Source organism: Rahnella rivi (assembly GCF_019049655.1).
GTDB lineage: Bacteria > Pseudomonadota > Gammaproteobacteria > Enterobacterales > Enterobacteriaceae > Rahnella > Rahnella rivi.
The window spans coordinates 1-25,358 of record NZ_JAFMOX010000044.1; the positions used below are offsets into that span (position 1 = coordinate 1).

The 25,358-nt window shown below is 55.8% G+C and carries 21 protein-coding genes; 10 read left to right on the top strand and 11 right to left on the bottom strand.

Annotated elements, in window-relative coordinates; all coding sequences use genetic code 11:
- Together J1779_RS02750 and can are read right to left on the bottom strand one after the other, a co-directional pair.
- Positions 1-218 (bottom strand): hypothetical protein (locus J1779_RS02750; protein ID WP_217202828.1); only part of this gene is annotated, 218 nt, incomplete at its 3' end.
- Between the two features lie 1,323 nt (positions 219-1,541).
- Positions 1,542-2,198 (bottom strand): carbonate dehydratase, encoded by a 657-nt coding sequence (gene can / locus J1779_RS02755; protein WP_056774718.1) that lies wholly within the window; start codon positions 2,196-2,198, stop codon positions 1,542-1,544.
- Positions 2,199-2,333: 135 nt separating this feature from the next.
- On the opposite strand from can, the gene J1779_RS02760 reads away from it, so the two are divergent.
- Together J1779_RS02760 and J1779_RS02765 are read left to right on the top strand one after the other, a co-directional pair.
- Positions 2,334-3,257 carry an ABC transporter ATP-binding protein gene (locus tag J1779_RS02760; protein ID WP_056774722.1) on the top strand — a complete coding sequence of 308 codons (924 nt, stop codon included), beginning with the start codon at positions 2,334-2,336 and terminating at the stop codon, positions 3,255-3,257.
- Positions 3,257-4,027: an ABC transporter permease gene (locus tag J1779_RS02765; RefSeq protein ID WP_056774725.1), complete on the top strand. Its 771-nt coding sequence runs from the start codon at positions 3,257-3,259 to the stop codon at positions 4,025-4,027. The genes J1779_RS02760 and J1779_RS02765 overlap by 1 nt, the downstream gene beginning before the upstream one ends.
- A gap of 41 nt (positions 4,028-4,068) precedes the next feature.
- Here J1779_RS02765 and panD read toward each other — a convergent pair whose 3' ends face one another.
- The 3 genes from panD to panB all read right to left on the bottom strand — a co-directional run bounded on the left by panD (position 4,069) and on the right by panB (position 6,219).
- On the bottom strand, positions 4,069-4,449 hold the full coding sequence (gene panD, locus J1779_RS02770) for an aspartate 1-decarboxylase (protein ID WP_056774729.1): 381 nt from the start codon (positions 4,447-4,449) through the stop codon (positions 4,069-4,071).
- A 105-nt stretch (positions 4,450-4,554) separates the two neighbouring features.
- Positions 4,555-5,409 carry a pantoate--beta-alanine ligase gene (gene panC, locus J1779_RS02775; RefSeq protein WP_183848620.1) on the bottom strand — a complete coding sequence of 285 codons (855 nt, stop codon included), beginning with the start codon at positions 5,407-5,409 and terminating at the stop codon, positions 4,555-4,557.
- 15 nt (positions 5,410-5,424) lie between these two features.
- A complete protein-coding gene (panB, locus tag J1779_RS02780; RefSeq protein ID WP_112287803.1) occupies positions 5,425-6,219 on the bottom strand; it encodes a 3-methyl-2-oxobutanoate hydroxymethyltransferase in 795 nt (264 codons plus the stop codon).
- A gap of 158 nt (positions 6,220-6,377) precedes the next feature.
- Between panB and qseB the strand changes: the two genes are divergently transcribed.
- On the top strand, positions 6,378-7,055 hold the full coding sequence (gene qseB, locus J1779_RS02785; RefSeq protein ID WP_217202829.1) for a quorum sensing response regulator transcription factor QseB: 678 nt from the start codon (positions 6,378-6,380) through the stop codon (positions 7,053-7,055).
- A 5-nt stretch (positions 7,056-7,060) separates the two neighbouring features.
- Positions 7,061-8,419 carry a quorum sensing histidine kinase QseC gene (gene qseC, locus J1779_RS02790; protein WP_217202857.1) on the top strand — a complete coding sequence of 453 codons (1,359 nt, stop codon included), beginning with the start codon at positions 7,061-7,063 and terminating at the stop codon, positions 8,417-8,419.
- A gap of 5 nt (positions 8,420-8,424) precedes the next feature.
- Here the strand turns inward: qseC and folK are convergent, their stop codons facing one another.
- The 6 genes from folK to thpR all read right to left on the bottom strand — a co-directional run bounded on the left by folK (position 8,425) and on the right by thpR (position 13,650).
- A complete protein-coding gene (gene folK / locus J1779_RS02795; protein ID WP_122094117.1) occupies positions 8,425-8,904 on the bottom strand; it encodes a 2-amino-4-hydroxy-6-hydroxymethyldihydropteridine diphosphokinase in 480 nt (159 codons plus the stop codon).
- Complete coding sequence (pcnB, locus tag J1779_RS02800; protein WP_217202858.1) at positions 8,901-10,229, bottom strand: polynucleotide adenylyltransferase PcnB; 1,329 nt, start codon at positions 10,227-10,229, stop codon at positions 8,901-8,903. Before pcnB ends, folK begins: the two co-directional genes overlap by 4 nt.
- Before the next feature lie 489 nt (positions 10,230-10,718).
- Complete coding sequence (gene gluQRS / locus J1779_RS02805) at positions 10,719-11,585, bottom strand: tRNA glutamyl-Q(34) synthetase GluQRS (protein WP_217202830.1); 867 nt, start codon at positions 11,583-11,585, stop codon at positions 10,719-10,721.
- Between the two features lie 81 nt (positions 11,586-11,666).
- Entirely contained in the window at positions 11,667-12,122 is a 456-nt protein-coding gene (gene dksA / locus J1779_RS02810; protein WP_013576943.1) for an RNA polymerase-binding protein DksA, read from the bottom strand.
- A gap of 253 nt (positions 12,123-12,375) precedes the next feature.
- Positions 12,376-13,086 (bottom strand): DNA/RNA nuclease SfsA, encoded by a 711-nt coding sequence (sfsA, locus tag J1779_RS02815; protein WP_056774757.1) that lies wholly within the window; start codon positions 13,084-13,086, stop codon positions 12,376-12,378.
- Between the two features lie 21 nt (positions 13,087-13,107).
- Positions 13,108-13,650, bottom strand: a complete 543-nt coding sequence (thpR, locus tag J1779_RS02820; RefSeq protein WP_217202831.1) for an RNA 2',3'-cyclic phosphodiesterase — start codon at positions 13,648-13,650, stop codon at positions 13,108-13,110.
- A gap of 106 nt (positions 13,651-13,756) precedes the next feature.
- Here thpR and hrpB point away from each other — a divergent pair, with 106 nt between their 5' ends.
- The 6 genes from hrpB (at position 13,757) to fhuB (ending at position 25,352) form a co-directional block, all read left to right on the top strand.
- Positions 13,757-16,201 (top strand): ATP-dependent helicase HrpB, encoded by a 2,445-nt coding sequence (hrpB, locus tag J1779_RS02825; RefSeq protein WP_217202859.1) that lies wholly within the window; start codon positions 13,757-13,759, stop codon positions 16,199-16,201.
- A gap of 207 nt (positions 16,202-16,408) precedes the next feature.
- A complete protein-coding gene (gene mrcB, locus J1779_RS02830; protein ID WP_217202832.1) occupies positions 16,409-19,042 on the top strand; it encodes a bifunctional glycosyl transferase/transpeptidase in 2,634 nt (877 codons plus the stop codon).
- A gap of 297 nt (positions 19,043-19,339) precedes the next feature.
- Entirely contained in the window at positions 19,340-21,562 is a 2,223-nt protein-coding gene (gene fhuA / locus J1779_RS02835) for a ferrichrome porin FhuA (RefSeq protein WP_056774774.1), read from the top strand.
- A gap of 88 nt (positions 21,563-21,650) precedes the next feature.
- On the top strand, positions 21,651-22,463 hold the full coding sequence (gene fhuC, locus J1779_RS02840; protein WP_056774777.1) for a Fe3+-hydroxamate ABC transporter ATP-binding protein FhuC: 813 nt from the start codon (positions 21,651-21,653) through the stop codon (positions 22,461-22,463).
- Between the two features lies 1 nt (position 22,464).
- Positions 22,465-23,367, top strand: coding sequence for a Fe(3+)-hydroxamate ABC transporter substrate-binding protein FhuD (gene fhuD / locus J1779_RS02845; protein ID WP_217202833.1), 903 nt, complete (start codon positions 22,465-22,467; stop codon positions 23,365-23,367).
- Entirely contained in the window at positions 23,364-25,352 is a 1,989-nt protein-coding gene (gene fhuB / locus J1779_RS02850) for a Fe(3+)-hydroxamate ABC transporter permease FhuB (protein WP_217202834.1), read from the top strand. Before fhuD ends, fhuB begins: the two co-directional genes overlap by 4 nt.
- Positions 25,353-25,358 lie beyond the last annotated feature (6 nt).

The window sequence follows — 25,358 nt, forward strand, 5'->3', positions numbered from 1 at the left end:
GGTGAAGCGTCATCGTGTCGAAGATCATTTTTTTCTATGGAGATATTCTTATTATTAACGATATTCTTACTTTTAGTAGTATTAGGGATATCAGTTAAAATAGCATTTTCGAAAACGGTTAAATCTATTTTAGGATTGAATACTACATCCCAATTATTTTCTTTCCTATGCAGTCTGATTGTTTTCAAAAAGCTCTTAAACTTATCATCTTGCTCCATATTTAGATGTTCCAATTTAATCTAGTGTAGATGGATGGGGTCAATATTAATCCAATTGAGAGGAAAGATGCAACACGGTTTTGTTTATGTACATCTAGTATTTGGCCTCAGCTAGCCACAAAAAACCTTCATCTAAAGCTTATTATTATTCGATGCAAAGTTCTACCTATCAGCATGCTCACTAGTGCGCGACGCTCTGTGTCTGTGTCTGTGTCTGTGTCTGTGTCTGTGTCTGTGTCTGTGTCTGTGTCTGTGTCTGTGTCTGTGTCTGTGTCTGTATCTCTGTCTGTGAATTGGTCATGGTCAGCGCCGTCTACCTAGTCAATTCTGTTTCCAACTCTCGGTTTTTTGGCTAAATTTAGCTCTCTCGTAGAATTATTGACAGAACTTCTAGTGTTCCGCCGTGATGTTGTGTTTCATCAATTCGCGTTCGATTTCCGGCAAACGCGCCCGTTCTTCTGCCGTCAATCTTGCCGACGGGTCAATATCACGGCCTTTTGTTGGGTCAAAACTTCGCTGCGCCTTGCTGACTCTCGGTGCTTCCTCCCTTATACGCGCCACAATCGCCTCACGGCGGCTGTGTCTGTCCAGTCAATATGAGAACTGGATGCTGTTGGCGCGCTCCCATCCCGGCTATCACGCCAATCTGTAGTCTGTTCCGTTCCACCTAACCCACAGTTACCGACAGAACTCCAAGGCGCACCGGAGGCGCTTTTTGCGGTCAAAACCTCAGAATCCACGCTACGTCATTGAGTGGTACGCATTTCATCAACATGAGATTCGCCAAGGTGAGGCGCAAAATACCCACAACCTTTTTCATTTATTCATCGCAGGTATTCAGCTCATTGGCAACGCGACGTGCTACGCAGAGAGTCTGTTCGTCACGCGCTACATTAGCGCCGCCCTGGGCAGTCATGTAAGCCATAACGTCACCGGCACAGAGTCCATCAGCAGTTCGCTGGTTTCGACATTCTCCAGGTCGCGGCTTTTCAGATAATCCAGATTCGACAGGCGGCGGGAACATAATCACCCTGCAAAGAATTCCCGGACGCGCGAATATCAACCAGACAATGGTCTATGTTCATTTCGCGCCGGACTTCCTGCAGGACGCAATTTCCTTCAATCCACTGAGGGGAAAAGCGGGGCTGGAGTGTCCACATAGTGTCCACACCTGAGCATCTTTGTAGGTCTTACAGCTGCTTACAGTATTTATAACTCATTGATTTATAGTGTTAGCGTTGTAAGTGCAGGAAAAATAAATAACAAAAAAGGCACATTTTTGTGCCTTTTGTTTTTTGAATTTCTGTAGAGTAGTGCGGCTTGTTATTGCGGGTCGCCGTTGAGCAGGGCGGAGACACCCTGGCGGTAGCGCTGTTCCAGCGTTTCGCGGCTGGTGGCGTCGACTTCGAGGTTGCGCAGACGTCCGTCCTGAATGCCGTAAACCCAGCCGTGCAGCGTGACTTTCTGGCCGCGTTTCCAGGCCGATTGCATCACGGTGGAGTGGCCGAGGTTATAAACTTGTTCAACCACGTTCAGTTCGCACAACTTGTCGAGGCGCTTTTCTGGCGACAGTTCGCCCAGCAGGGAGCTGTGTTTGTACCAGATGTCCCGGATATGCAACAACCAGTTATTTATCAAACCCAGTTCAGGGTTTTCAACCGCCGCCTGCACACCGCCACAGCCGTAGTGACCGCAGATAATCACGTGTTCGACTTCCAGCACGTCGATAGCATATTGCACCACGGACAGGCAGTTAAGGTCGGTGTGAATGACCAGGTTGGCAACGTTACGGTGAACGAAAAGTTCACCCGGCTCCAGCCCTGTCAGGCGTTCGGCAGGCACACGGCTGTCAGAACAGCCAATCCACAGGAAACGGGGTTTTTGAGATTGGGAAAGCCGCTCAAAGAAACCAGGATCTTCATCAATCATGGTTTTGGACCAGGCTGCGTTATTGCTGATGAGTCTTTCTATGTCATTCATTGATGTTAATAGCCTGTGTTACGAGCTGACTGCGATGGAGTAATATAGGGCAATGCCCCGACTTTTCAAACTGATTCGGCATCTCCGTTTACTCATTCTTACAACAGGGTTTTCACAAGAAGGTACGCTCCCTTTATGAATTACGCATTGGAACTGGAAAAGTTAACCAAAACTTACGCCGGTGGTGTACAGGCTTTGCGTGGAATCGATCTGCGCGTCGAAGCCGGCGATTTTTATGCCCTGCTTGGGCCAAACGGTGCGGGTAAATCCACCACCATTGGCATCATCAGTTCACTGGTCAACAAATCCGCTGGCAAAGTGCGGGTGTTTGGTTACGACATCGATAAAGACATCGTCAACGCCAAACGCCAGCTCGGGCTGGTGCCGCAGGAATTTAACTTCAACCCGTTTGAAACGGTCATGCAGGTGGTGGTGAATCAGGCCGGTTATTACGGCGTGCCGCGTCCGCTGGCGCTGCAACGCGCCGAAAAATACCTGACCCAGCTGGATCTGTGGGGCAAACGCAACGAGCGTTCGCGCATGCTGTCCGGCGGGATGAAACGCCGTCTGATGATTGCCCGTGCACTGATGCATGAGCCAAAACTGCTGATCCTCGATGAGCCGACGGCGGGCGTGGACATCGAGCTGCGCCGCTCTATGTGGGGCTTCCTGAAAGAGCTGAATGCGCAGGGCACCACCATCATTCTGACCACGCACTATCTGGAAGAAGCAGAAATGTTGTGCCGCAACATCGGCATCATTCAGGGCGGCCAGCTGGTGGAAAACACCAGCATGAAAGAACTGCTGTCGAAGCTGAAATCCGAAACCTTCATCCTGGATTTAGGGGTGAAAAGCCCGCTTCCGGTGCTGGAAGGCTACCGCAGCCAGCTGACGGACACGTCAACGCTGGAAGTGGAAGTGATGCGCGAGCAGGGCCTGAACTCGTTGTTCAGCCAGCTGAGTAAGCAGGGTGTGCAGGTATTGAGTATGCGTAACAAAGCGAACCGTCTGGAAGAGCTGTTTGTCACGCTGGTGAACGGCAGCGAGGAAAAGAAATAATGTCGCAACTGTATTGGGTGGCACTGAAAAGTATCTGGCTGAAAGAGATCAACCGGTTTGGGCGCATCTGGATCCAGACGCTGGTTCCGCCGGTCATCACCATGACGCTGTATTTCATCATCTTTGGGAATCTGATCGGCTCGCAAATCGGCAGCATGCATGGTTTTACTTACATGCAGTTTATCGTACCTGGCCTGATCATGATGGCGGTGATCACCAACTCGTACGCCAACGTGGCATCGTCGTTCTTCAGCGCCAAATTCCAGCGCAATATTGAAGAGCTGCTGGTGGCACCGGTGCCGACGCACGTGGTGATCGCCGGTTATGTCGGCGGCGGGGTGGCGCGTGGGATCTGCGTGGGGATCCTGGTGACGGCGATTTCCCTGTTCTTCGTGCCGCTGGTGATCCATTCCTGGTGGGTGATCGCGCTGACGCTGCTGCTGACCGCGATCCTGTTCTCGCTGGGCGGCCTGCTGAACGCAGTGTTTGCGACAACCTTTGATGATATCAGCCTGATCCCGACCTTCGTGCTGACGCCGCTGACCTATCTGGGTGGCGTGTTCTACTCGTTGTCCCTGCTGCCGCCTGTCTGGCAGGCGGTTTCCAAGCTCAACCCGATCGTCTACATGATCAGCGGTTTCCGCTACGGTTTCCTGGGGATTTCTGATGTGCCGCTGGTGTTTACCATGAGCGTGCTGGTGGCGTTTATTGCGGTGTTTTACCTGCTGGCGTGGTACCTGATTGAACGCGGTCGCGGCCTGAGAAGTTGATTTTTGCTTTGCTCCTCCCCCTTCGCAGGGGGAGGATTTTATTATGCCACCTGAACCGGCACGGCTTTCGCGGTGCGTTTCAGCTGGTTTTCACCTTCGAAATAAGCCACTTTCGGTTTGTGCTGACGAGCCTGTTCATCTGACATCTGCACGTATGAACAGATGATCAGCAGATCGCCGACGCAGGCACAGCGCGCTGCCGCACCGTTGACCGAAATAATCCGCGAACCGCGTTCTGCCGCGATGGCGTAGGTCGAAAAACGCTGACCGTTATCAACGTTATAAATATCAATCGCTTCGTATTCCAGAATGCCTGAGGCATCGAGAAAATCCTGATCGATGGCGCAGGAACCTTCATAGTGCAAATCTGCCTGAGTGACGTGAACCCGGTGCAATTTGCCTTGCAGCATAGTGCGAATCATTGCTTCTACCCTTACTGACGTAAAAAGTCTGAGAATCTGCCGGGCTGAATACTAAAAATCCGATATCCAGCCGGCCAACATCTTTGCTGATTTGATCCGCGCTGTCTACTGCGTCAGATCAACCTGCTGGTTATCAATCAGCCGTGCCTTGCCCAGCCAGGCAGCCATCAGGATCACCGCTGATGTGCTGTCCACCGACAATTCCTGCAAGGTTTTCGCATCACGGATAAACAGTTCGTCCGGTGTGAAACCCGCCTGACGAAGTTGCTGTGCCGTGTCCTGCAACATCTCATCGATATGGCGCTCGCCCTGGCTCAGACGTTCCGCCAGCGCGTTCATGATCCTGTTCAGCTGCGGTGCGAGTTTACGTTCATCACTGGTCAGATAACCGTTACGTGAGCTCAGTGCCAGGCCATCTTTGGCGCGCACAATCGGCACACCGATAATCTCGATGTCATAGCCCATGTCTTCCACCATGGTGCGCAGCAGCGCCAGTTGCTGGAAGTCTTTCTGGCCGAAACAGGCCACCTGCGGTTGCACCAGATTGAACAGCTTGCTGACGATGGTCGAGACGCCACGGAAATGCCCCGGACGGCTCGCACCTTCCAGAATGGTGGAAATTACCGGCACATCGACCTGCGTTTGCGTCGCTAAACCTTTCGGATAGATTTCCGCAGGCGAAGGAGCGAACACCAGATCCACGCCGCGTTTATTCAGCTTCTCGCAGTCTTCCTGCAAGGTGCGCGGGTAGCGTTCGAGATCATCCGGGCGCTCGAACTGCATCGGGTTGACGAAAATACTCACCACCACCACATCGCCACGCGCTTTAGCTTCTTCCACCAGCGTCATGTGGCCTTCGTGCAGATTGCCCATGGTCGGCACAAGGGCGATGCGTTTGTTATTCTTACGAAAATCCCGGATTTCGCGACGCAGCAGCGCCACGCTGTCAATGATCAACACGGATAGTGTCCCCGATTATTTAAAGGAATGTTCTTCGCCCGGATACACGCCTTGCGCGACCTGATCGACGTAAAGGCGGACTGCGCCACGAATATCACCGGCTTCGCTGAGGAAGTCTTTGGCGAATTTCGGCGTGTGACCGCCGGTGATGCCGAACGCATCATGCATCACCAGAATCTGGCCGTCGGTGACGTTACCGGCGCCAATGCCGATCACCGGAATGCTCAGCTCCTCGGTCACGCGGCGCGCCAGTTCAACGGGCACACATTCGAGCACCAGCAGTTGTGCGCCAGCTTCTTCCAGCATCATCGCATCTTTGATCAGCTGGTTAGCGGCAACTTCATCGCGGCCCTGCACCTTATAGCCACCGAAGATATTTACCGACTGCGGCGTCAGCCCCAGATGGCCGCACACCGGCACGGCGCGCTCGGTCAGCATGCGGACTGTGTCACACAGCCAGCTGCCACCTTCAAGTTTGACCATATTGCCGCCCGCGCGCATCAGCACAGCAGCGCTTTCAAACGCCTGCTCCGGCGTGGCGTAACTCATGAACGGCAGGTCAGCCAGCAATAACGCGTGAGGTGCGCCACGACGCACGCAGCGCGTGTGATAAGCAATCTCTTCTACGGTGACCGGCAGCGTGGAATCCTGACCCTGAACGACCATGCCCAGAGAATCGCCAATCAGCATGACGCTGATACCCTGTTCTGCGAACAGTTGCGCGAAACTGGCGTCATAGGCGGTAATGGTCGCAAATTTATGTTTTTCCTGCTTCCATTGGCGAAGCTGGCTCAGCGTGGTTGGTTTCATGAACACTTTCCTTTGAATAATTCATCGGATGAATATGATGCCGGTATTCTACTGTATGTGCTGAAAGGCAAACAGCACGATCAATGCGTGACTCATTGATCCAGCTCTTAAGAAATGATTAAGAAGCGTCACCTAAAATGGGAAAAACGGAGGGAACCATGCGAATTCTGTTAGTTGAAGACGACAAAATGATCGGTGACGGTATTAAGGCCGGGCTGACGAAACTGGGGTTTACGCTCGACTGGTTCACCGACGGGCTGACCGGCAAAGTTGCGCTGGACAGCGCGCCTTACGATGCCGTGATCCTTGATTTAAGCCTGCCGGGAATGGACGGGATGCAACTGCTGCGCGAATGGCGAAATGCCGGACGCGATACGCCGGTGCTTATCCTCACCGCGCGGGATGCGCTGGAGCAACGCGTCGGCGGGTTGCAGGCCGGTGCCGATGACTATCTGTGCAAACCCTTTGCGCTGGTGGAAGTGGCGGCGCGTTTACAGGCGCTGATCCGCCGACGTCACGGCGTTGTCACCTCAAAAGTGATCCACGGCGGTATCGAGTTTGATCCTGCTGCGCGCAGCGTCACGCTCAACGGCGACACCGTCACCCTGACGCCGCGCGAAGTGGCGGTGCTGGAACTGTTTCTTAATAACAAAGGCCGCGTGCTGGCCCGTACGCTGATTCAGGAAAAACTCTATAGCTGGGACGATGACGTCAGCAGCAACGCGGTCGAGGTGCACATTCACCATCTGCGCAGCAAGCTCGGCAAAGGGTTTATCCGCACCGTTCACGGCGTCGGTTATACGCTGGGCGATGCGCAATCAGGGGAACCGGTGTGAAAGAGCTGAAAAACCTCAGTCTGCGCCTGCGGCTGATCCTGATTTTTTCAGTGCTGGCGCTGCTTACCTGGCTGATTGCCAGCGGCGTGGCATGGCATCAGACCCGTAAACACATCAACGAAGTGTTCGACACCCAGCAAATGCTGTTTGCCAAACGCCTTGCTGCCACCGGCCTCGGTGAGCGTCTGAATGAGCAGAAAAATACCGAACTGCCGGACACCAAAAAATGGGTGCACAAAGGCTCACGCGGCCATACCGATGATGACGCGCTGACGTTTGCCATCTTCAACCGGCAGGGCGATATGTTGCTCAACGACGGGGAGAAGGGCAGGCACATCCGTTTTGACCGCGACACGCTGGGCTTTAAAGATGTCGAGCTGAAAGGCGATGACGATCTTTGGCGGATGGTCTGGCTGACCTCGCCGGACGGGCAATACCGCGTTGCCGTCGGGCAGGAATATGATTACCGCAATGATATGGCATGGGGGCTGGTCAGCGGCCAGCTGACGCCGTGGCTGGCGTCTCTGCCGGTGCTGCTGCTGGCACTGATTTTGATGGTGACGCTGGAATTGCGGCCGCTTCGCCGTGTGGCAGAAGGCCTGCGGCAGCGTTCGCCGGAAGACGCCACGCCAATCAGTACCGATAAATTGCCGGGTGAAGTCTTGCCGCTGGCGGATGCGCTGAACTCACTGTTTACGCGAACCGGTGAAATGCTGGTTCGCGAGCGTCGTTTCACGTCCGATGCCGCGCATGAGTTGCGCAGCCCGCTGGCCGCGCTGCGGGTGCAAACCGAAGTGGTACAGCTTTCCGGTGACGACACCGAAATGCGCGAACATGCGCTGGAAAATCTGACCACCAGTATCGATCGCGCCACGCGGCTAGTGGATCAGTTGCTGACGCTTTCACGGCTGGAAAGCTTTGCGGAACCGGAAACGCTCGAGCGTGTCGACTGGTCTTCGCTGGTCGTGCAAAGTCTGGCGGAACAGGATCACCGTGCGCACAGCAAAGGGATCGAACTGCGTTTTGAGGATCATGGCACGCCACCGGAAATGCGCGGGCAATCGCTGCTGTTATCGCTGATGGTGAGAAACTTGCTGGATAATGCGATCCGCTATTCGCCTGCCGGGACTTACATCACCATTACGCTGGATGCGCAGGGTTTATGCGTCGCCGATCAGGGGCCGGGGATCACCGGTGAACATCTTGCCAGGCTGGGCGAGCGTTTTTACCGGCCACCGGGACAGGAACAAACCGGCAGCGGGCTGGGGATTTCGATCGTGCAACGGATCGCACAGTTACATCAGATGAAGGTGGTCTACAGGAACAGGGCAGAAGGGGGGCTGGAAGTGCGGGTAAGTCGCTGAGCGACTTACCATTTCGTCAGGCCATTCAGGGGAACGCGTGCGAGCAGGCTTTGCAGCGTTTCACCGTCCGGGAACACCAGTTCGGGTGCCAGATCCGCCAGCGGATAGAGCATGAACTCGCGGTTTTTCATGTCGTAATGCGGCACGATCAACCGCTCGGTGTTGATCACCTGATCGCCGTAAATCAGCATATCGAGATCTAGCGTCCTCGGCCCCCATCGCTCGGCTTTACGCACGCGCCCCTGGTTTTTTTCAATCGCCTGTGTGCAATCGAGCAATTGTTCAGGAGGGAGAAGGGTATCAAGCGCCACCACGGCATTGAGATAATCCGGCTGATCTTGCGGCCCCAGCGGTTTACTGCGGTAAAACGGTGAGGCGGCCACAAAATGGGTGCGCGGCATGTGTGCCAGCGCCTCCAGTGCGCAATTTACCTGGTCCAATGGACGGGCAAGATTACTGCCCAGAGCCAGGTAAACGCGGATCATTGACCGCTATCCTTACGCGGAGCAGCCCGTTTGCGCGGACGGCGGGTGCGTGCACGGCGTGCCGGCACGGCATCTTCACCCAGCGTACCCAGCATCGTTTTCTGGGAGGCCGGAGTGGCTTCCTGGAATTCGCTCCACCATTCGGTCAGGCTTTGCAGCTCGCGATGCTGTTCTACGTCGGCACGCAGTGCCAGTAAATCGAAGGCGGCACGGAACTTAGGATGCTCCATCAGTTTGTGCGCACGCTTGCCCTGACGGCGTGAAAGACGCAGCTGCAATGCCCAGATATCACGCACCAGCGTGGTGATACGTTTAGGAATGGCCAGCGTGCGGCATTGCTCATCCAGCACATCGTTCATCGCCAGAGAGAAGGCGTCGTAATAGGTCAGACCGCCTTCCTGCGCCAGTTTCTGGGCATGTTCAATCACCGGATACCACAGCATGGCAGCGAACAGGAACGCCGGATTGACGCGCTGATCGTTGTGCAAACGGTGATCGGTGTTTTTCAACACCTGCAACAGGATGTGTTCCATCGGGCTGTCGCCGGCTTCAGTAAACTGGCGGGCAATCAGCGGGAACAACGGCTGGAACAGCTGGTATTCGCAAAGCTTCTTGTAGGTGGCGTAGCCGTAACCGGCCTGCAACAGCTTCAGGGATTCTTCGAACAGACGCGCTGGCGGAATTTCCTGCAACAGCGTGGCCAGACGTGGGATCGGCTCGGCAGTTTCCGGGCTGATTTTCATGTCCAGTTTTGCCGCGAAACGTACCGCACGCAGCATACGCACCGGATCTTCGCGATAGCGGGTTTCCGGATCGCCAATCAGACGGATAATGCCGTTTTGCAGATCGCGCAGACCGCCGGTGTAATCACGCACCGTAAAGTCGGCAACCCCGTAGTACAGGCTGTTGATGGTGAAGTCACGGCGCTGGGCATCATCTTCGATGGTGCCGAAAATATTGTCGCGCAGCAGCATTCCGTTCTGAGCCTGCTGGGACACATTCTTGTCGTCAGTTTCTTCGTACTGTTCGTGATGACCACGGAATGTCGCGACTTCGATGATTTCCGGGCCAAACATGACGTGCGCCAGACGGAAACGGCGACCGACCAGACGACAGTTACGGAACAGCTTACGAACCTGATCCGGCGTGGCGTTGGTGGTGATATCGAAATCTTTCGGTTTTTTATCCAGCAGCAAATCGCGCACGCCGCCACCGACCAGGAAGGCTTCAAAGCCAGACTTGTTCAGGCGGTACAGCACTTTCAGCGCGTTTTCGCTGATGTCACGACGAGAGATGTTGTGCTCATCGCGTGGAACAATAGTGATGGCGCGGGTTTCACCGGCATAGTCAAACGACGGACGAGGCTTCTGTACGTGCTCGACGGGGGCGCGTGGCTCACTGCGCTCACCGCGTTGATCGTTGCGTTCGCCGCGAGGCTGATAAGGCGTGGAGCGGCGATTGTTGTTGTTACGGCGCTCGCCCCGGTTCGCGTTGTCTTCCCGGCGGCCGCGATTTTCACGGCGTTGGTCGTTGTCACGACGCTCAGGATTTTTTGCCTTCACATTGCCTTCAGCCACAGGGGAAGGATCACGACGGGAAGTCTCCTCGCGATTAACTTCTGCATGAAGCGGGGCGTCGTCATGAACAGCCTTTTCTTCACGAATGACTTTATCTTCACGAACTAGCACCTTACGGCAAAAATTGGCTACTCGGGTAAAAATGGTACACCTCGATAGTGACTGAAAAATGGCGTGACGCAAAAACAGCGGCTAATCATAGCTCACGACAGGCTCTTTGAGAATGCCGATGTGCTTTTAAGCGTTCTGACGCGGGATATCTGCTGGCGTCCAATGTGTTATCGCCCAGCGTAATAATAAAGGCAACGTATAATCCTGCCAGTTTTCCGGCGAGGTTTGCCCTAAAAAATTCAGTGCGTTAATGATTACCGGACGTGGATCGCCTTCCGGCAAGGCGGGCGCATGATTCTGCTTCGAAAGCTTATCGCCTTTTTCATTGACCGCCAGTGGCAAATGCAGATAACCCGGTTGCGGGTAGCCAAGATGACGATACATCGAGATCTGGCGCACCGTCGGTTCGATCAAATCTGCTCCGCGCACAATGTGATTCACGCCCTGGAAATGGTCATCGACCACCACCGCAAGATTATAGGCGAACAGCCCGTCGCGGCGGCGGATAATAAAATCTTCTTCGGCAAGCGCCGCATTTGCCTGCAAGTGCCCCTGAAAATCATCGTCAAAACCGTATACCGGCAAGGTCTGATGCAGGCGGATCGCGGCGTTCTCTGGGCCTGACCCGAGCGTGCGGCAATGGCCATCATACACGCCGCCGGTGTGCGCAATGCGCTGACGGGTGCAGGTGCAATAATAACTTTTCTGTTGCTGATACAGTGCGTCGAGTACCGCCCGGTAAGCGTCATGCCGCGCCGACTGCCAGAGCACCTCGCCATCCCATTCCAGACCGTAACGCTCAAGCGTCGCTAAAATCCGGCCAGCAGAGCCCGGGACTTCGCGCGGCGGATCGATATCGTCGATGCGAACTTTCCATTGTCCGTGCTGAGCGCGGGCATGCAGATAACTGCCGAGTGCGGCAATCAGCGAACCAAAATGGAGATCACCGGAAGGTGAAGGTGCGAAACGACCAATGTAGGGTTTCAAAGACATGGCAGGGTTTCAAAGAAATCAGCGTGAAGAACGGCTTTATAAAGGAAACGCGGTGCATGACGCACCGCGTGGAACCCTGAATTAACCAGCCATCTGCTTTTCGCGGATTTCTGCCAGAGTTTTACAGTCGATACACAAATCAGCAGTTGGACGTGCTTCAAGACGGCGGATACCGATCTCAACGCCACAGGAATCGCAGTAACCGAAATCCTCGTCTTCTACTTTCTTCAGTGTTTTTTCAATCTTTTTGATGAGCTTGCGTTCGCGATCACGGTTACGCAGTTCAAGGCTAAATTCTTCTTCCTGAGCGGCACGGTCAACCGGATCAGGGAAGTTTGCAGCTTCGTCCTGCATATGCGAAACGGTACGGTCTACTTCATCCCTGAGCTGATTGCGCCATGCTTCAAGAATCTTTTTGAAGTGAGCCAGCTGAGCGTCGTTCATGTACTCTTCGCCCGGCTTCTCTTGATACGGCTGCACCCCAGCGATAGCGAGAATGCTCAAGGACGACGTCTTACGGGTTTGGCCTTCTTGCATGATGCTTCTCCTACATAACACGCACTATGTTCATCCGCCTGTAGATTGCAGTTTTGCTGCAAAGAATCGGGCTTCGAACATTTCGATCCCCAAAGGGGGAAAAAATCAGGCCGCTATAAATAACAGAAGGCAACGAGGTTAGCAATTATTCCTGACAGGTGCTTGACAAGCCTGTGAGGAAAAGCGTATTCGCGACCTGTTTTTTATGCCGCCGACGACGATTAACAGGGTTATCCGAACTGGGTTTATCCGTTTAGTACTTCGTGTCCAGCGGTAATCGTTCTGTGAGGCGGATACCCTCAGCAGAAAGTGCAGCACCGTAGCACATCACTTCTACACCATTATTCTGAACATGTTTGAGTAAATCAGAATATCGCGGATCAATATGGTGTGCGGCGGACACGCTTTCAATGCCTGAATGTAAAACAGCGAAGAAAAGAACGGCTCGCTGCCCCTGCTCTGCCATCGACTGTAACTCGCGCAAATGCTTCTGACCGCGCAGTGTGACTGCATCCGGGAAATATCCCTGCCCTTGATGCAGCAACGTGACAGATTTCACTTCAATATAGCAGTCAGGTTGATTTTCTGCCTGTAACATCAAGTCTATACGGCTATTTTCGGCGCCGTATTTTACTTCTGAAGTCAATTTACTGTAACCGGATAATTCCGGAATGCGGTCCTGGGTGATGGCTTCGCGCACCAGTTGATTGGCGCGCAGCGTGTTGACGCAAATCCAGTGGTGTTGCTGAGTTTCGGTCAGTTCCCAGCTGTGGGCATACTTGCGTTTCGCGTTGTCAGAGGTGGAATACCAGACGGTATCGCCCGGCGTGGCGCAGCCGGTCATGGCGCCGGTATTGGCGCAGTGCAGCGTGATTTCACGCCCGTCTGGCGTGATGACGTCAGCGAGAAAACGTTTATAACGCGTGATCAGAGTGGCAGGTTGCAGCGCAGGCTCGAAGTGCATGACAGTTTCCAGTGAAATAAATTAAAGGGCAGGCGCATCAGCCAGCGGCCAGGTTTGCAGGCAGCGGTAACGCGTGCGCCCCCGCTCCCTGGTGGATTCATACAGGCTGAAGGCGTCGGCCTCCAGCAGCCAGTCGGGCGTCGCCGGGGGAATGGCGACCGGCCGCGTGGCGTTGCGATAAAGCGAAACGTGTGGATGAAACGGCAATGCACTTTGATAACAACCATTGCGCGCCGCGTGGGATCGCAGCACCGAGGCCAGTTGCAGCAGCGCGTTGGGTGCCCGCCGGGTGCCGACCCACACCACGCCGGAGCCCGGCCAGTGGCCGATGTCATCAAGCCGCAGACTGAATTTATGCCCCTGAATGCGCCCGGCGATGCGGGTCAGTGCGTCGGCTTTCAGCTCACTGATTTCGCCGAGAAAGGCCAGGGTGATATGCAGGTTAGCGGCCGCAACGGGGCGTCCTGTCTCCGCCGGAAAATGCGCTGCGCGCCACTTTATCACCTGCTTTTGCAGTGCGGGCGGCAGTGACAAAGCGAAAAACAGACGGCGTTCGACAGACATATTCATTCCTGTGGCGGGCATTGCGGGTCATTCACGGCAACATGCCGGATGTGGGGCTAAATGCTACAATGCCCGCCGTTTAAAGTTAACTCTCATGGAGCATTCATTGTCTTCTTTGCCGGTCAGCGCCGTACTCGAACCGCTTTTAGCCGCACTGCAACAGGCGTCGCAGGTACTTTTGCTTGCGCCCACCGGTGCGGGGAAATCCACCTGGCTGCCATTGCAGCTGCTGAAACAGGCGAATCTGCCGGGCAAAATCCTGTTGCTGGAACCGCGCCGTCTGGCGGCGAAAAACGTCGCTTTCCGTCTGGCGCAGCAACTGGGGGAAACGCCGGGGCAAACTGTCGGGTACCGTATGCGCGCCGAAAGTAAGACCAGCGCGGCGACCCGCCTTGAAGTGGTGACCGAAGGCATTCTGACCCGCATGGTGCAGGCTGATCCTGAACTGACCGGCGTGTCGATGGTGATCCTTGATGAGTTCCATGAGCGCAGTTTGCAGGCCGATCTGGCGCTGGCGCTGCTGCTCGATGTGCAAAATGCGCTGCGTGATGATTTAAAACTGCTGATCATGTCGGCCACGCTCGATAATCTTCGCCTCTCTTCTTTGCTGCCGGAAGCGCCGGTCATTGAATCCGCAGGCCGCAGTTTTCCGGTCGACCGTCAGTACCTTTCTCTCGCCACGCACGAACGGCTGGACGACGGCGTGGCACGCGCAGTCAGCCGCCTGATGGCGGAAAATCATGGTTCGATGCTGCTGTTTTTACCGGGCGTCGCTGAAATCACCCGCGTTCAAAATCTGCTTAACGGCAGGCTGGCAGATGATGTGGATCTCTGTCCGCTTTACGGCGCGTTGTCGCTGGATCAGCAGCAGAAAGCCATTCAGCCCTCACCGGCCGGACGCCGTAAAATCGTTCTGGCGACCAATATTGCTGAAACCAGTCTGACCATTGAAGGCATCCGTCTGGTGGTGGACAGCGGTCTGGAACGCAGCGCGCAGTTTGACCCGCGCAGCGGCCTGACGCGGCTGGTGACGCAGCGTATCAGCCAGGCGTCGATGACTCAGCGGGCGGGCCGCGCGGGCCGTCTCGAACCGGGTTTGTGCTGGCATCTGTTCAGTAAAGAGCAGGCGGAACGCGCCAGTGCGCAGGCCGAAGCCGAAATTCTGCAAAGCGATCTCAGCAGCTTCTGGCTTGAGTTGTTGCAGTGGGGCTGTCAGGACGTCGGGCAATTGCAATGGCTGGATACGCCGCCCGTGGCCGCGCTGTCTGCCGCAAAACATCTTTTACACCAGCTCGGCGCGACCGACGGGCAGGGAAAACTCACTGCCGCAGGCCAGCGCATGGCGCAACTCGGCTGCGATCCGCGTCTGGCGGCCATGCTGATTTCTGCTGCGGCGCAGAGCCCGGACGCGCTCGCCACCGCGGCGTTGCTGGCCGCGATGCTCGAAGAACCGCCGCGCGGGGGATTGCCCGATATTGATTACTGGTTCAGCCGTGCGCAGGGAAACTGGCAGCGGCGGGCAAAACAGCTGGCGCAGCGTACCGGAGCGAAAAGCGGAGAGCCGGATGCTTCCCTGGCGCCGTGGCTGCTGGCCCGCGCCTTCAGCGACCGTATTGCCCAGCGCCGCGGTGAAGAGGGGCGCTATCTGCTGGCCAACGGATTAGGCGCGTCTTTGCCGCAGGACGACGGATTAACCCGCGCGCCGTGGCTGGTCGCGCCGCAATTATTGCAGGGCAACAACAGCCCGGACGCCCGTATTCTGCTGGCGATCTCGCTGGATATTACCCAACTGCCGTCGCGCCTGCCGGACGTCGTTAACGAGCAGACGGCGGTGGAGTGGGATGAAGAAAAAGGCACGCTGCGCGCCTGGCGTCGCTGGCAGATCGGCAGGCTGGTGCTCAAAGCCAGTCCGCTGGCGAAACCGGATGACGACGAAATGCAACAGGCGCTGATTGACTGGATCCGCACCCAGGGATTACAGGCACTCAACTGGTCGGTAGCGGCAGAGCAATTGCGGCTGCGGCTGATGTGTGCAGCAAAATGGCTGCCGGAAGCCCCGTGGCCCGCAATGGATGACGACGCCCTGCTCGACGGGCTGGAAAACTGGTTACTGCCCTCGTTAAAAGGCGTGCGTTCGTTAAAATCTCTGCAACAGGTCGATCTGCATGAGGCGTTGTTAAGACTGCCGGACTGGCAACAGCGGCAGCGTCTGGACAGCGCCTTACCGACTCATTACACCGTGCCGACTGGCAGTCGTCTGCCGATCCGCTATCATGCAGACCTGCCACCGGCGCTTTCGGTGCGGATGCAGGAGATGTTCGGCGAAGAGCGCAGCCCGAGCCTGGCGGAGGGAAGGGTGAATGTGGTGCTGGAATTGTTGTCCCCGGCGCAGCGCCCGTTGCAAATCACCGCCGATCTGGCGGCGTTCTGGCAGGGCTCCTACCGTGAAGTGCAAAAAGAAATGAAAGGCCGGTATCCGAAACATCCGTGGCCGGACAATCCGGCACAAGCGCTGCCCACGCGGCGTACCAAAAAATATTCAGCGCAATGACGAAATGTGCAGAAAGGAAACAATTTTTCAGACATTTCTTCTGGGCGAAATCCAAAGCGGGGCACAGAGTAAGCGCCTTGCGGCCTGTTTTGCAGGCTTTTTACAGTATCCTTTTGAAATACAATGTTTTTTGAAATTAAAAATGACAATGACTCAGCAAAGCAGAATCATTATGACGAACACAGCAGCACGTTGGGAGAATGACTGATGTCTGGCGATGATCGCGAGCCGATTGGCCGCAAAGGTAAACCTGGCGGGCGCAAGCCTTCGCGGGAGCGTCCTGTCCGCCGTAACCGTCGGGATGACGATTACGATGACTATGAAGAAGAAGTGGATGAAGACGTTGAGGATGACGATGACTACGAAGAAGAGCGGGAGTCGCGCATGACCCGTAAAGCAGCACCGCGCAAAGCGAAAAAAGGCGGCAAAAAAAGCCTTAAGCGTCGTTTGTTCTGGCTGATGGTCAAACTTTTCGTCGTTTTTGCCATTCTGCTGGGCATTTACGCGGTGTACCTCAACCGTGAAATTCACAGCCGCATTGATGGCGGGAAAGTCTGGCAACTTCCGGCGGCGGTCTATGGCCGTCAGGTGAATCTCGAGCCGGACATGTCGATCAGTAAAGCGGAAATGGTCGGGCTGCTGGAAGGCACGCAATATCGCGAAGTGACGCGCATCACCCGTCCGGGCGAATTTACCGTTCACGCGAATTACATCGATATGCTGCGCCGGCCGTTTGATTTCCCGGAAGGCAAAGAAGGGCAGGTTAACGCCCGTCTGATGTTCGACGGCAACAGCCTGTCAGAAATTAAAAACCTGGATAATCAGCGTGATTTCGGGCTGTTCCGCCTCGATCCGCGTTTGATCACCATGCTGCAGGCCTCTAACGCCAACGGTGAACAGCGCCTGTTCGTGCCGCGTTCCGGCTTCCCGGATTTGCTGGTGGATACGCTGCTGGCCACGGAAGACCGTCACTTCTATGAACACGACGGGATTAACTTCTATTCCATCGGACGTGCGGTGCTGGCGAACCTGACGGCCGGTCATGCGGTGCAGGGCGGTTCAACGCTGACACAGCAGCTGGTGAAAAACCTGTTCCTGACCAACGAGCGTTCACTGAGCCGAAAAGCGCGTGAAGCCGTGATGGCCGTGCTGCTGGATGCGGATTACAGTAAAGATCGTATTCTCGAGCTGTATCTCAACGAAGTGTATCTCGGCCAGAGTGGTTCAGATCAGATCCGTGGTTTCCCACTGGCGAGCCTGTATTACTTTGGTCGTCCGGTGAACGAACTGAGTCTGGATCAGCAGGCGTTGCTGGTCGGCATGGTGAAAGGGGCGTCGCTGTACAATCCGTGGCGTAACCCGAACATGGCCTTGCAGCGCCGTAATCTGGTGCTGCGCTTGCTGGTCGATCAGAAAGTTATCGATCAGGAACTGTATGACATGCTCAGCGCGCGTCCGCTCGGCGTACAGCCGAAGGGCGGGGTGATTTCACCTCAGCCGGCGTTTATGCAGATGGTGCGCCAGGAGTTGCAGGCGAAACTCGGCGATAAAGTGCAGGATATGTCCGGGGTGAAAATCTTCACCACGCTGGATCCGATTTCACAGGATGCGGCGGAAAAAGCGGTCGAAGAAGGCATTCCGTTACTGCGTAAGAAAAGCGGCCTGAATGACATCGAAACCGCCATGGTGATCGTTGACCGTTATACCGGCGAAGTGCGCGGCATGGTGGGCGGTGCGGAAACGCAGTTTGCCGGTTTCAACCGTGCCATGCAGGCACGCCGTCAGGTCGGTTCTCTGGCAAAACCGGCCACCTATCTGACCGCGCTGTCTCAGCCGGATAAATACCGCCTGAACACTATTCTGGCCGACCAGCCGCTGACCCTTAAACTGGCGAACGGCCAGACCTGGTCGCCGAAAAACGATGACCATCAGTTCCGCGGTCAGGTTCTGCTGGTGGATGCACTGGCGCGTTCCATGAACGTACCGACGGTCAATCTGGGTATGGCGGTGGGCCTGGATAACATTACCAAGACGCTGATTGATTTAGGCATTCCGAAAGAATCCCTGAACCAGACTCCGTCGATGTTGCTGGGGGCAATCGCCCTGACGCCGATGGAAGTGGCTCAGGAATACCAGACCATTGCCAGCGGCGGTAATAAAGCGCCTCTGTCGGCGGTGCGTTCGGTGATTGCGGAAGACGGCACCGTGCTGTATCAGAGCTTCCCGCAGGCTGTCCGGGTGATCCCGGCGCAGGCCGCGTATCTGACGCTGTACGCCATGCAACAGGTTGTGCAGGAAGGGACATCGCGCGCGCTGGCGAACAAATTCCCGAAACTGCATCTGGCGGCGAAAACCGGGACCTCGAACGAACTGCGCGACAGCTGGTTCGCCGGTATTGATGGTAATCAGGTCGCCATCACCTGGGTTGGCCGTGATAACAACGGCCCGTCGAAACTGTGGGGCTCAACCGGTGCGCTGGTGCTTTACGGACGTTATCTGGAAAACGGCACACCACAGCCACTGAATCTGCAAATGCCGGAAGGCATCAGCACCATGAACATCGACGGCAGCGGTAACTTTGTTTGCGGCGGTGGTTCAGGTTCAGGCATGCTGAGCGGCGGCGGCGCGGTGCGCTCGATTCCGGTCTGGACCGATTCTCCGGATGCGATGTGTCAGGCGTCTGTGAGCGCTGTTCAGCAGCAGCAACAACAGATGCAGCAGCAGCAGCAACAACAGCAACCTTCCTCTCAGGGGCAGCAGCCTCAACAGCAGCAGGATGAGAAGAAAGACAGTAATGGTGTCGCTGGCTGGATCAAGGATATGTTCGGGTCAGGTAACTGATAAACAGCGGATTCATTAAAGTGAAAAGGCGCAATGAGAGTTGCGCCTTTTTTATTTGTTATTCTTAACCCAAATTCACGCACGCAGATTTACATTCTCCGCAAGCTGGTTACATCCATTCCCGTTTAATTTATAGGCACTTTTACCCATATTTAACATGGGGATAATTTTTATTCATTCAGTCAATCTATGAGTTAAATAGGCTTGCAGATGCGCAAGCATTGCGCATATTATGCGATGTTCATAATAATAATTATCGTTTACATTCCCATTAATAAACATCCCAGAGATAACGCAATGGCTTTTCAGCGCTCCCTTTCTTCATCTAAAGACGTCTTTACACGTCGCACTTTGGCTTTGACTATCACGGCAACGTTGAGCTCCACGTCTTTCTATGCAGGCGCAGCCGTCACGGCCCCCGCCAAAGAAGATACGATCAACGTCACCAGTTCAGCCGCTGCCGAAGCCGCGCCGGAATCTGCGTGGGGCCCTGCGGCGACAATCGCAGCAAAACACAGTGCGACCGGCACCAAAACCGATACGCCGCTGGTGAAAACTCCGCAGTCAGTTTCCGTCGTCACCCGTGAAGAAATGGACATGAAACAGCCTGCTTCGGTAAAAGAAGCGCTGGGCTACACGCCGGGCGTTTTCGCCAGCCGTGGCAGTTCTAACACCATCGATGCCATGGCAATCCGTGGTTTCACCTCGGTGAACACCAATCAGTATCTCGACGGCATCAAACTTCAGGGTGACAACTATTCTGAAGTGTCGATGGATCCGTACATGCTGGAGCGCGTTGAACTGCTGCGCGGGCCGTCTTCCGTTCTTTACGGTAAAAGCAATCCGGGCGGCGTGGTCAGCATGGTCAGCAAGCGTCCGACCACTGAACCGTTGAAAGAAGTACAGTTCAAAATGGGTACGGATAACCTGTACCAGACCGGTTTTGATTTCAGCGATGCCATCGACGATGCGGGTGTGTATTCCTACCGTCTGACCGGCGTGGCGCGCAGTCAGGATACGCAGCAGGAGATGGCGAAAGAAAAACGCTATTCGATTGCGCCGTCTTTCTCATGGCGCCCTGATGATAAAACCGACTTCACCTTCCTGAGCAATTTCCAGAACGATCCGGATGCCGGTTATTACGGCTGGTTGCCACGTGAAGGCACCGTGGTGCCGTACTACGATGCCAACGGTAAAGCACATAAACTGCCGACAGATTTCAACGAAGGTGAAGCGGGCAACCGTATGTCACGCAACCAGAAAATGGTCGGTTACAGCTTCGCACATCAGTTTGATGATACCTGGACGGTTCGCCAGAATCTGCGCTACACCAAACTCGATACCCAATATAAATCAGTTTACGGCTTCGGCTACCTCGGTAACGGCAACATCACGCGCAGCTACGTTCAGTCCAAAGAGAAGCTGGCGAACTTTGATGTCGATACCCAGGCTCAGGCTAAATTCGGCACCGGCGCTGTCGATCACACCCTGCTGATGGGTGTCGATTACATGCGTATGCGTAACGATATTGATGCGGATTACGGCAGCGCAAGTAATCTGAATCTGGCAAATCCGCAATACGGTAACGGCAATGTCTCATTGTACTTCCCGTATGAGATCCTCAATCGTCAGGAGCAAACCGGCCTGTACATGCAGGATCAGGCGGAATGGAATAAGTGGATCCTGACTGTTGGCGGCCGTTACGATTTCGCCAAAAGCTCAACCTTTACGCGCACCACCAACAGCGCTTCGCAGATCAACGATCAGCAGTTTACCTGGCGTGGTGGTCTGAACTATCTGTTCGACAACGGTATTTCTCCGTACTTCAGCTACAGCGAATCCTTTGAACCGAACGCAGGCGCCACCAAACAAGGCCAGCCGTTCGATCCTTCAATAGGTAAACAGTACGAAGCGGGTGTGAAATACATCCCGAACGATCGTCCGATCAGCCTGACGGCAGCGGTGTATCAGCTGACCAAAGATAAAAACCTGACTGCCAACCCGTCTGACGCTAACTTCAGCGTTCAGTCTGGTGAAATCCGTTCCCGCGGTCTGGAACTGGAAGCCAAAGCCGCGGTTAACGCCAACATTAACCTCACGGCGTCTTATACCTATACCGATGCAAAATACACCCACGACACCAATTTCGAAGGCAAGCGTCCTGTTGAAGTCCCGGCAAATATGGCGTCTCTGTGGGCGGATTACACCTTCCACGAAACCGCGCTCAGTGGCCTGACAGTCGGTTCGGGTGTGCGTTACGTCGGTGCCAGCTCCAGCTTCTACACCGCAAACGGTGTGAATGCAGACAAAGCGAATGAAGCCTTTAATGTGTCTTCCTACACGCTGGTGGATGCCACGATCAAATACGATCTCGCGCGCTTTGGCCTGCCGGGCTCTTCCGTTGGCGTGAACGTCAATAACCTGCTGGATCGTGAATACGTCGCCAGTTGCTATCGCGATTACGCCTGTTACTGGGGTTCAGATCGCCAGGTTGTCGCCACAGCGACATTCAGATTTTAATCGTTAGTTTGCATTAACGCTGTGAAATCCGGGCACGCTGGTCGTGCCCGTTTCCTGTTCTTAACCAGATGTCGACGCAGAAAATCTTATGCTTAATCACAACGTACCTCCGTCTTCCTCGCTGCCAGAAAGCGTATTCCGCCTGCAAGATGTCAGTTTTTCTGTCACGGGACGCACACTGCTGGCTCCGCTGTCACTGACGTTTCCCCAGGGACAAGTGTGTGGCCTGATTGGTCACAACGGCTCGGGTAAGTCGACGTTGTTAAAAATGCTGGGGCGGCATCAGTCTGCGACATCCGGCACGATTTTCCTCAATGACACGCCGCTGGCTCAGTGGGACAGCAAAGCCTTTGCGCGTCAGGTGGCGTATCTGCCACAACAACTTCCCGCCGCAGAAGGCATGACCGTGCAGGAGCTGGTGGCAATTGGCCGCTACCCGTGGCACGGCGCGCTGGGGCGTTTCAAACATCAGGACAAAGAAAAAGTCGAAGAAGCGATCTCTCTGGTGGGCCTGAAGCCTTTCGCGCACCGTCTGGTGGACAGCCTCTCCGGCGGCGAGCGTCAGCGCGCCTGGCTGGCGATGATGGTGGCGCAGGACAGCCGCTGTCTGCTGCTTGATGAACCCACCTCCGCACTTGATATCGCCCATCAGAAAGACGTGCTGGCGCTGATCCAGCGTCTGAGCCGCGAAAAAGGCTTAACCGTGATTGCGGTTCTGCACGATCTGAACATGGCGGCGCGCTATTGCGACCAACTGATGGCGCTGCGTGGCGGCGAGATGATCGCTCAGGGCGCACCGGAAGAGATGATGCGCGGCGACGTCCTTGAACAAATTTATGGTATTCCGATGGGCATTCTTCCGCATCCGGCGGGCGGTGCGCCTGTGAGCTTCGTATACTGATATGTCTGATTTTCCTAATTTTTCTGGAATAACGCGTCGCCGGATTTTACAGGCGCTGGCGTTATCCCCGCTGCTGGCTTCTATGCCGACGTTTTCTGCATCAACACCCGATCTCAGCCGAATTATCGCGCTGGAATGGCTGCCTGCCGAGTTGCTGATTGCGCTCGGTGTCATGCCGATGGCGATTGCTGATATTCCCAATTATGAACTCTGGGTCGAAGAGCCAAAGCTGGCGCCGACGGTCATTGACGTGGGGCAGCGCACTGAACCCAATATGGAGTTTATCCAGCAACTTAAGCCGTCTCTGCTTGTGGTGACTCAGGGCTACGGCCCGAAAACCAGCCAGCTGGAATCCATCGCGCCGGTGGTAGATGTGAAAGCCAACGACGGCAGCGCCAAACCTCTGCAACTGGCGATCCGTTCCCTGCACAAACTGGCGGATTATCTCGGTTTGCCGGAACGCGCTGAACAGCATTTGCAGCTCTATCACCAGCAACTGGCGAAAACCCGCGAGCTGATGAAACCGGTCGCCGCTCAGCCGGTGCTGTTAATCACCTTTATCGACACCCGCCATGTGCTGGTGTTCGGCCAGGGAAGCCTGTTCCAGGAAGTGATGGAGGAGGTCGGGCTGACCAATGCCTGGCAGGGCGAAGGCAGCTTCTGGGGCAGCGTGTCTGTCGGGATCGAACGTCTGGCGGCCATCAAAAATGCCCGCGTGCTGTGCTTTGATCACGGCAGCGCCGACATCATGGACGCCGTTGCACCCACGCCTTTGTGGAAATCGATGCCGTTCGTTCGCAATAATCAGTTCACTGTGGTGCCCGCGGTCTGGTTTTACGGTGCGACGTTTAGCGCCATGCATTTTTGCCGCATTCTTAACAGCACTCTGGGGAAACCGGTATGAACCGCCGCGCACTCAGCGTTTCGCTGATATTTTTGATTCTGCTGACGCTGGCGGCAGGTATGCTCAGCGTTTACAACCTCCATCAGCAACTGCCTTATCACCAGTGGCGCAGCGCGTTGTGGCAGCCGGACATCGATGATGTTCAGCAGATGCTGTTCCATTACAGCTCGCTGCCGCGTATCGCCGTCGCACTGCTGGCTGGTGCCGGTCTGGGGCTGGTCGGTTTACTGTTTCAGCAGGTTCTGCGCAATCCGCTGGCAGAACCGGCGACGCTCGGTGTTTCTGCCGGTGCGCAGCTTGGTCTGACTATTGCCACGCTGTGGGCGTTGCCGGGGGGCCTTATCACCCAGCAGTTCGCCGCCATGCTTGGCGCGGTGGTGATCGGCGTGCTGGTCTTCGGGATCGCCTGGGGTAAACGACTTTCGCCGGTGACGCTGATCCTCGCCGGGCTGGTGCTCGGTTTGTATTGCGGTGCGGTCAATGGCCTGCTGGGGCTGTTCAACTATCAGCGCCTGCAAAGTTTGTATATGTGGAGCAGCGGGGCGCTGAACCAGCAGGACTGGAATATTGCTTCGTTCCTGTTGCCGCGCGTGATCATCGTCTGGCTGCTGGCCTTCCTGTTGCAACGTCCGATGACCTTACTGGGGCTGGATGACGGCGTGGCAAAAAATCTCGGACTGGGATTATCCGCTGCCCGCCTCGCGGTGCTGGCGCTGGCGATCCTGATGAGCGCCCAGCTGGTTAACGCCGTAGGCATGATTGGTTTTATCGGTTTATTTGCGCCGTTGCTGGCGAAAATGCTCGGCGCACGTCGCCTGTTTTCGCGGCTGGTCATGGCGCCGGTGATCGGTGCGCTGCTGCTGTGGTTCACCGATCAGGTGATGCAGTGGCTGACACAATACTGGATGGAAATACCGACCGGTGCAGCCACCGCGCTGGTCGGCGCGCCGTTGCTGCTGTGGCTGTTGCCGCGGCTGCGTAACAGCATGACGCCACCACCGATGGATCAGGGCGACAACGTGCCCGATGAGCGTCAGCATCTGGTGCGCTGGGTGTCGCTTGCGCTGCTGGTGTTACTGGCAGGGCTGGCCGTCGCGCTGATGGCCGGGCGCAATGCCACGGGCTGGAGCTGGTCAACGGGCGCAGATTTACAGGCGCTGCTGCCGTGGCGTATGCCGCGGGTGATGGCGGCGCTGGCGGCAGGAATTATGCTGGCGTCATCAGGCGTGCTGATTCAGAAACTGACCGGCAACGCGATGGCCAGCCCCGAAGTGCTGGGGATAAGTTCCGGTGCGGCATTTGGTGTGGTGCTGATGATGTTTATTGTGCCCGGTGATGCCTTTGTCTGGTTGCTGCCCGCGGGCAGTGCCGGTGCGGCGATCACCCTGCTGGTGATCATGCTCGCCTCCGGTTTACGCAGCTTCTCCGCCGAGCGGATGCTGCTGACCGGTATCGCGCTGAGCACCGCGTTCAGCACGCTGCTGACGCTGTTACTCGCCAGCGGTGATCCGCGTATGGGTGGCCTGCTGACCTGGATTTCCGGTTCAACCTATTCCGTGACTTCTGATACCGCATGGCGAACGCTGGTGCTGGCTGCGGTGCTGATGGTGCTGGTGCCGTTCCTGCGCCGCTGGGTCAATATTCTGCCGCTCGGCAGTGTGACTGCGAAGTCTGTCGGAATGGCGCTGACGCCAAGCCGTATGGCGATCCTGATGCTGGCCGCAATCATGACAGCCGCCGCCACGCTGACCGTCGGGCCGCTGAGTTTTATCGGGCTGATGGCACCGCACATGGCACGCATGATGGGCTTTCGACGGGCGATGCCGCAATGGATGGTCGCCAGTATTCTCGGTGGCTTGCTGATGGTGTTCGCCGACTGGTGCGGCCGGATGTTCCTGTTCCCGAACCAGATCCCGGCAGGGCTGCTCGCGACCTTCATCGGTGCGCCGTACTTTATCTACCTGCTGAGAAAACAGGCGAAATAACGCCGG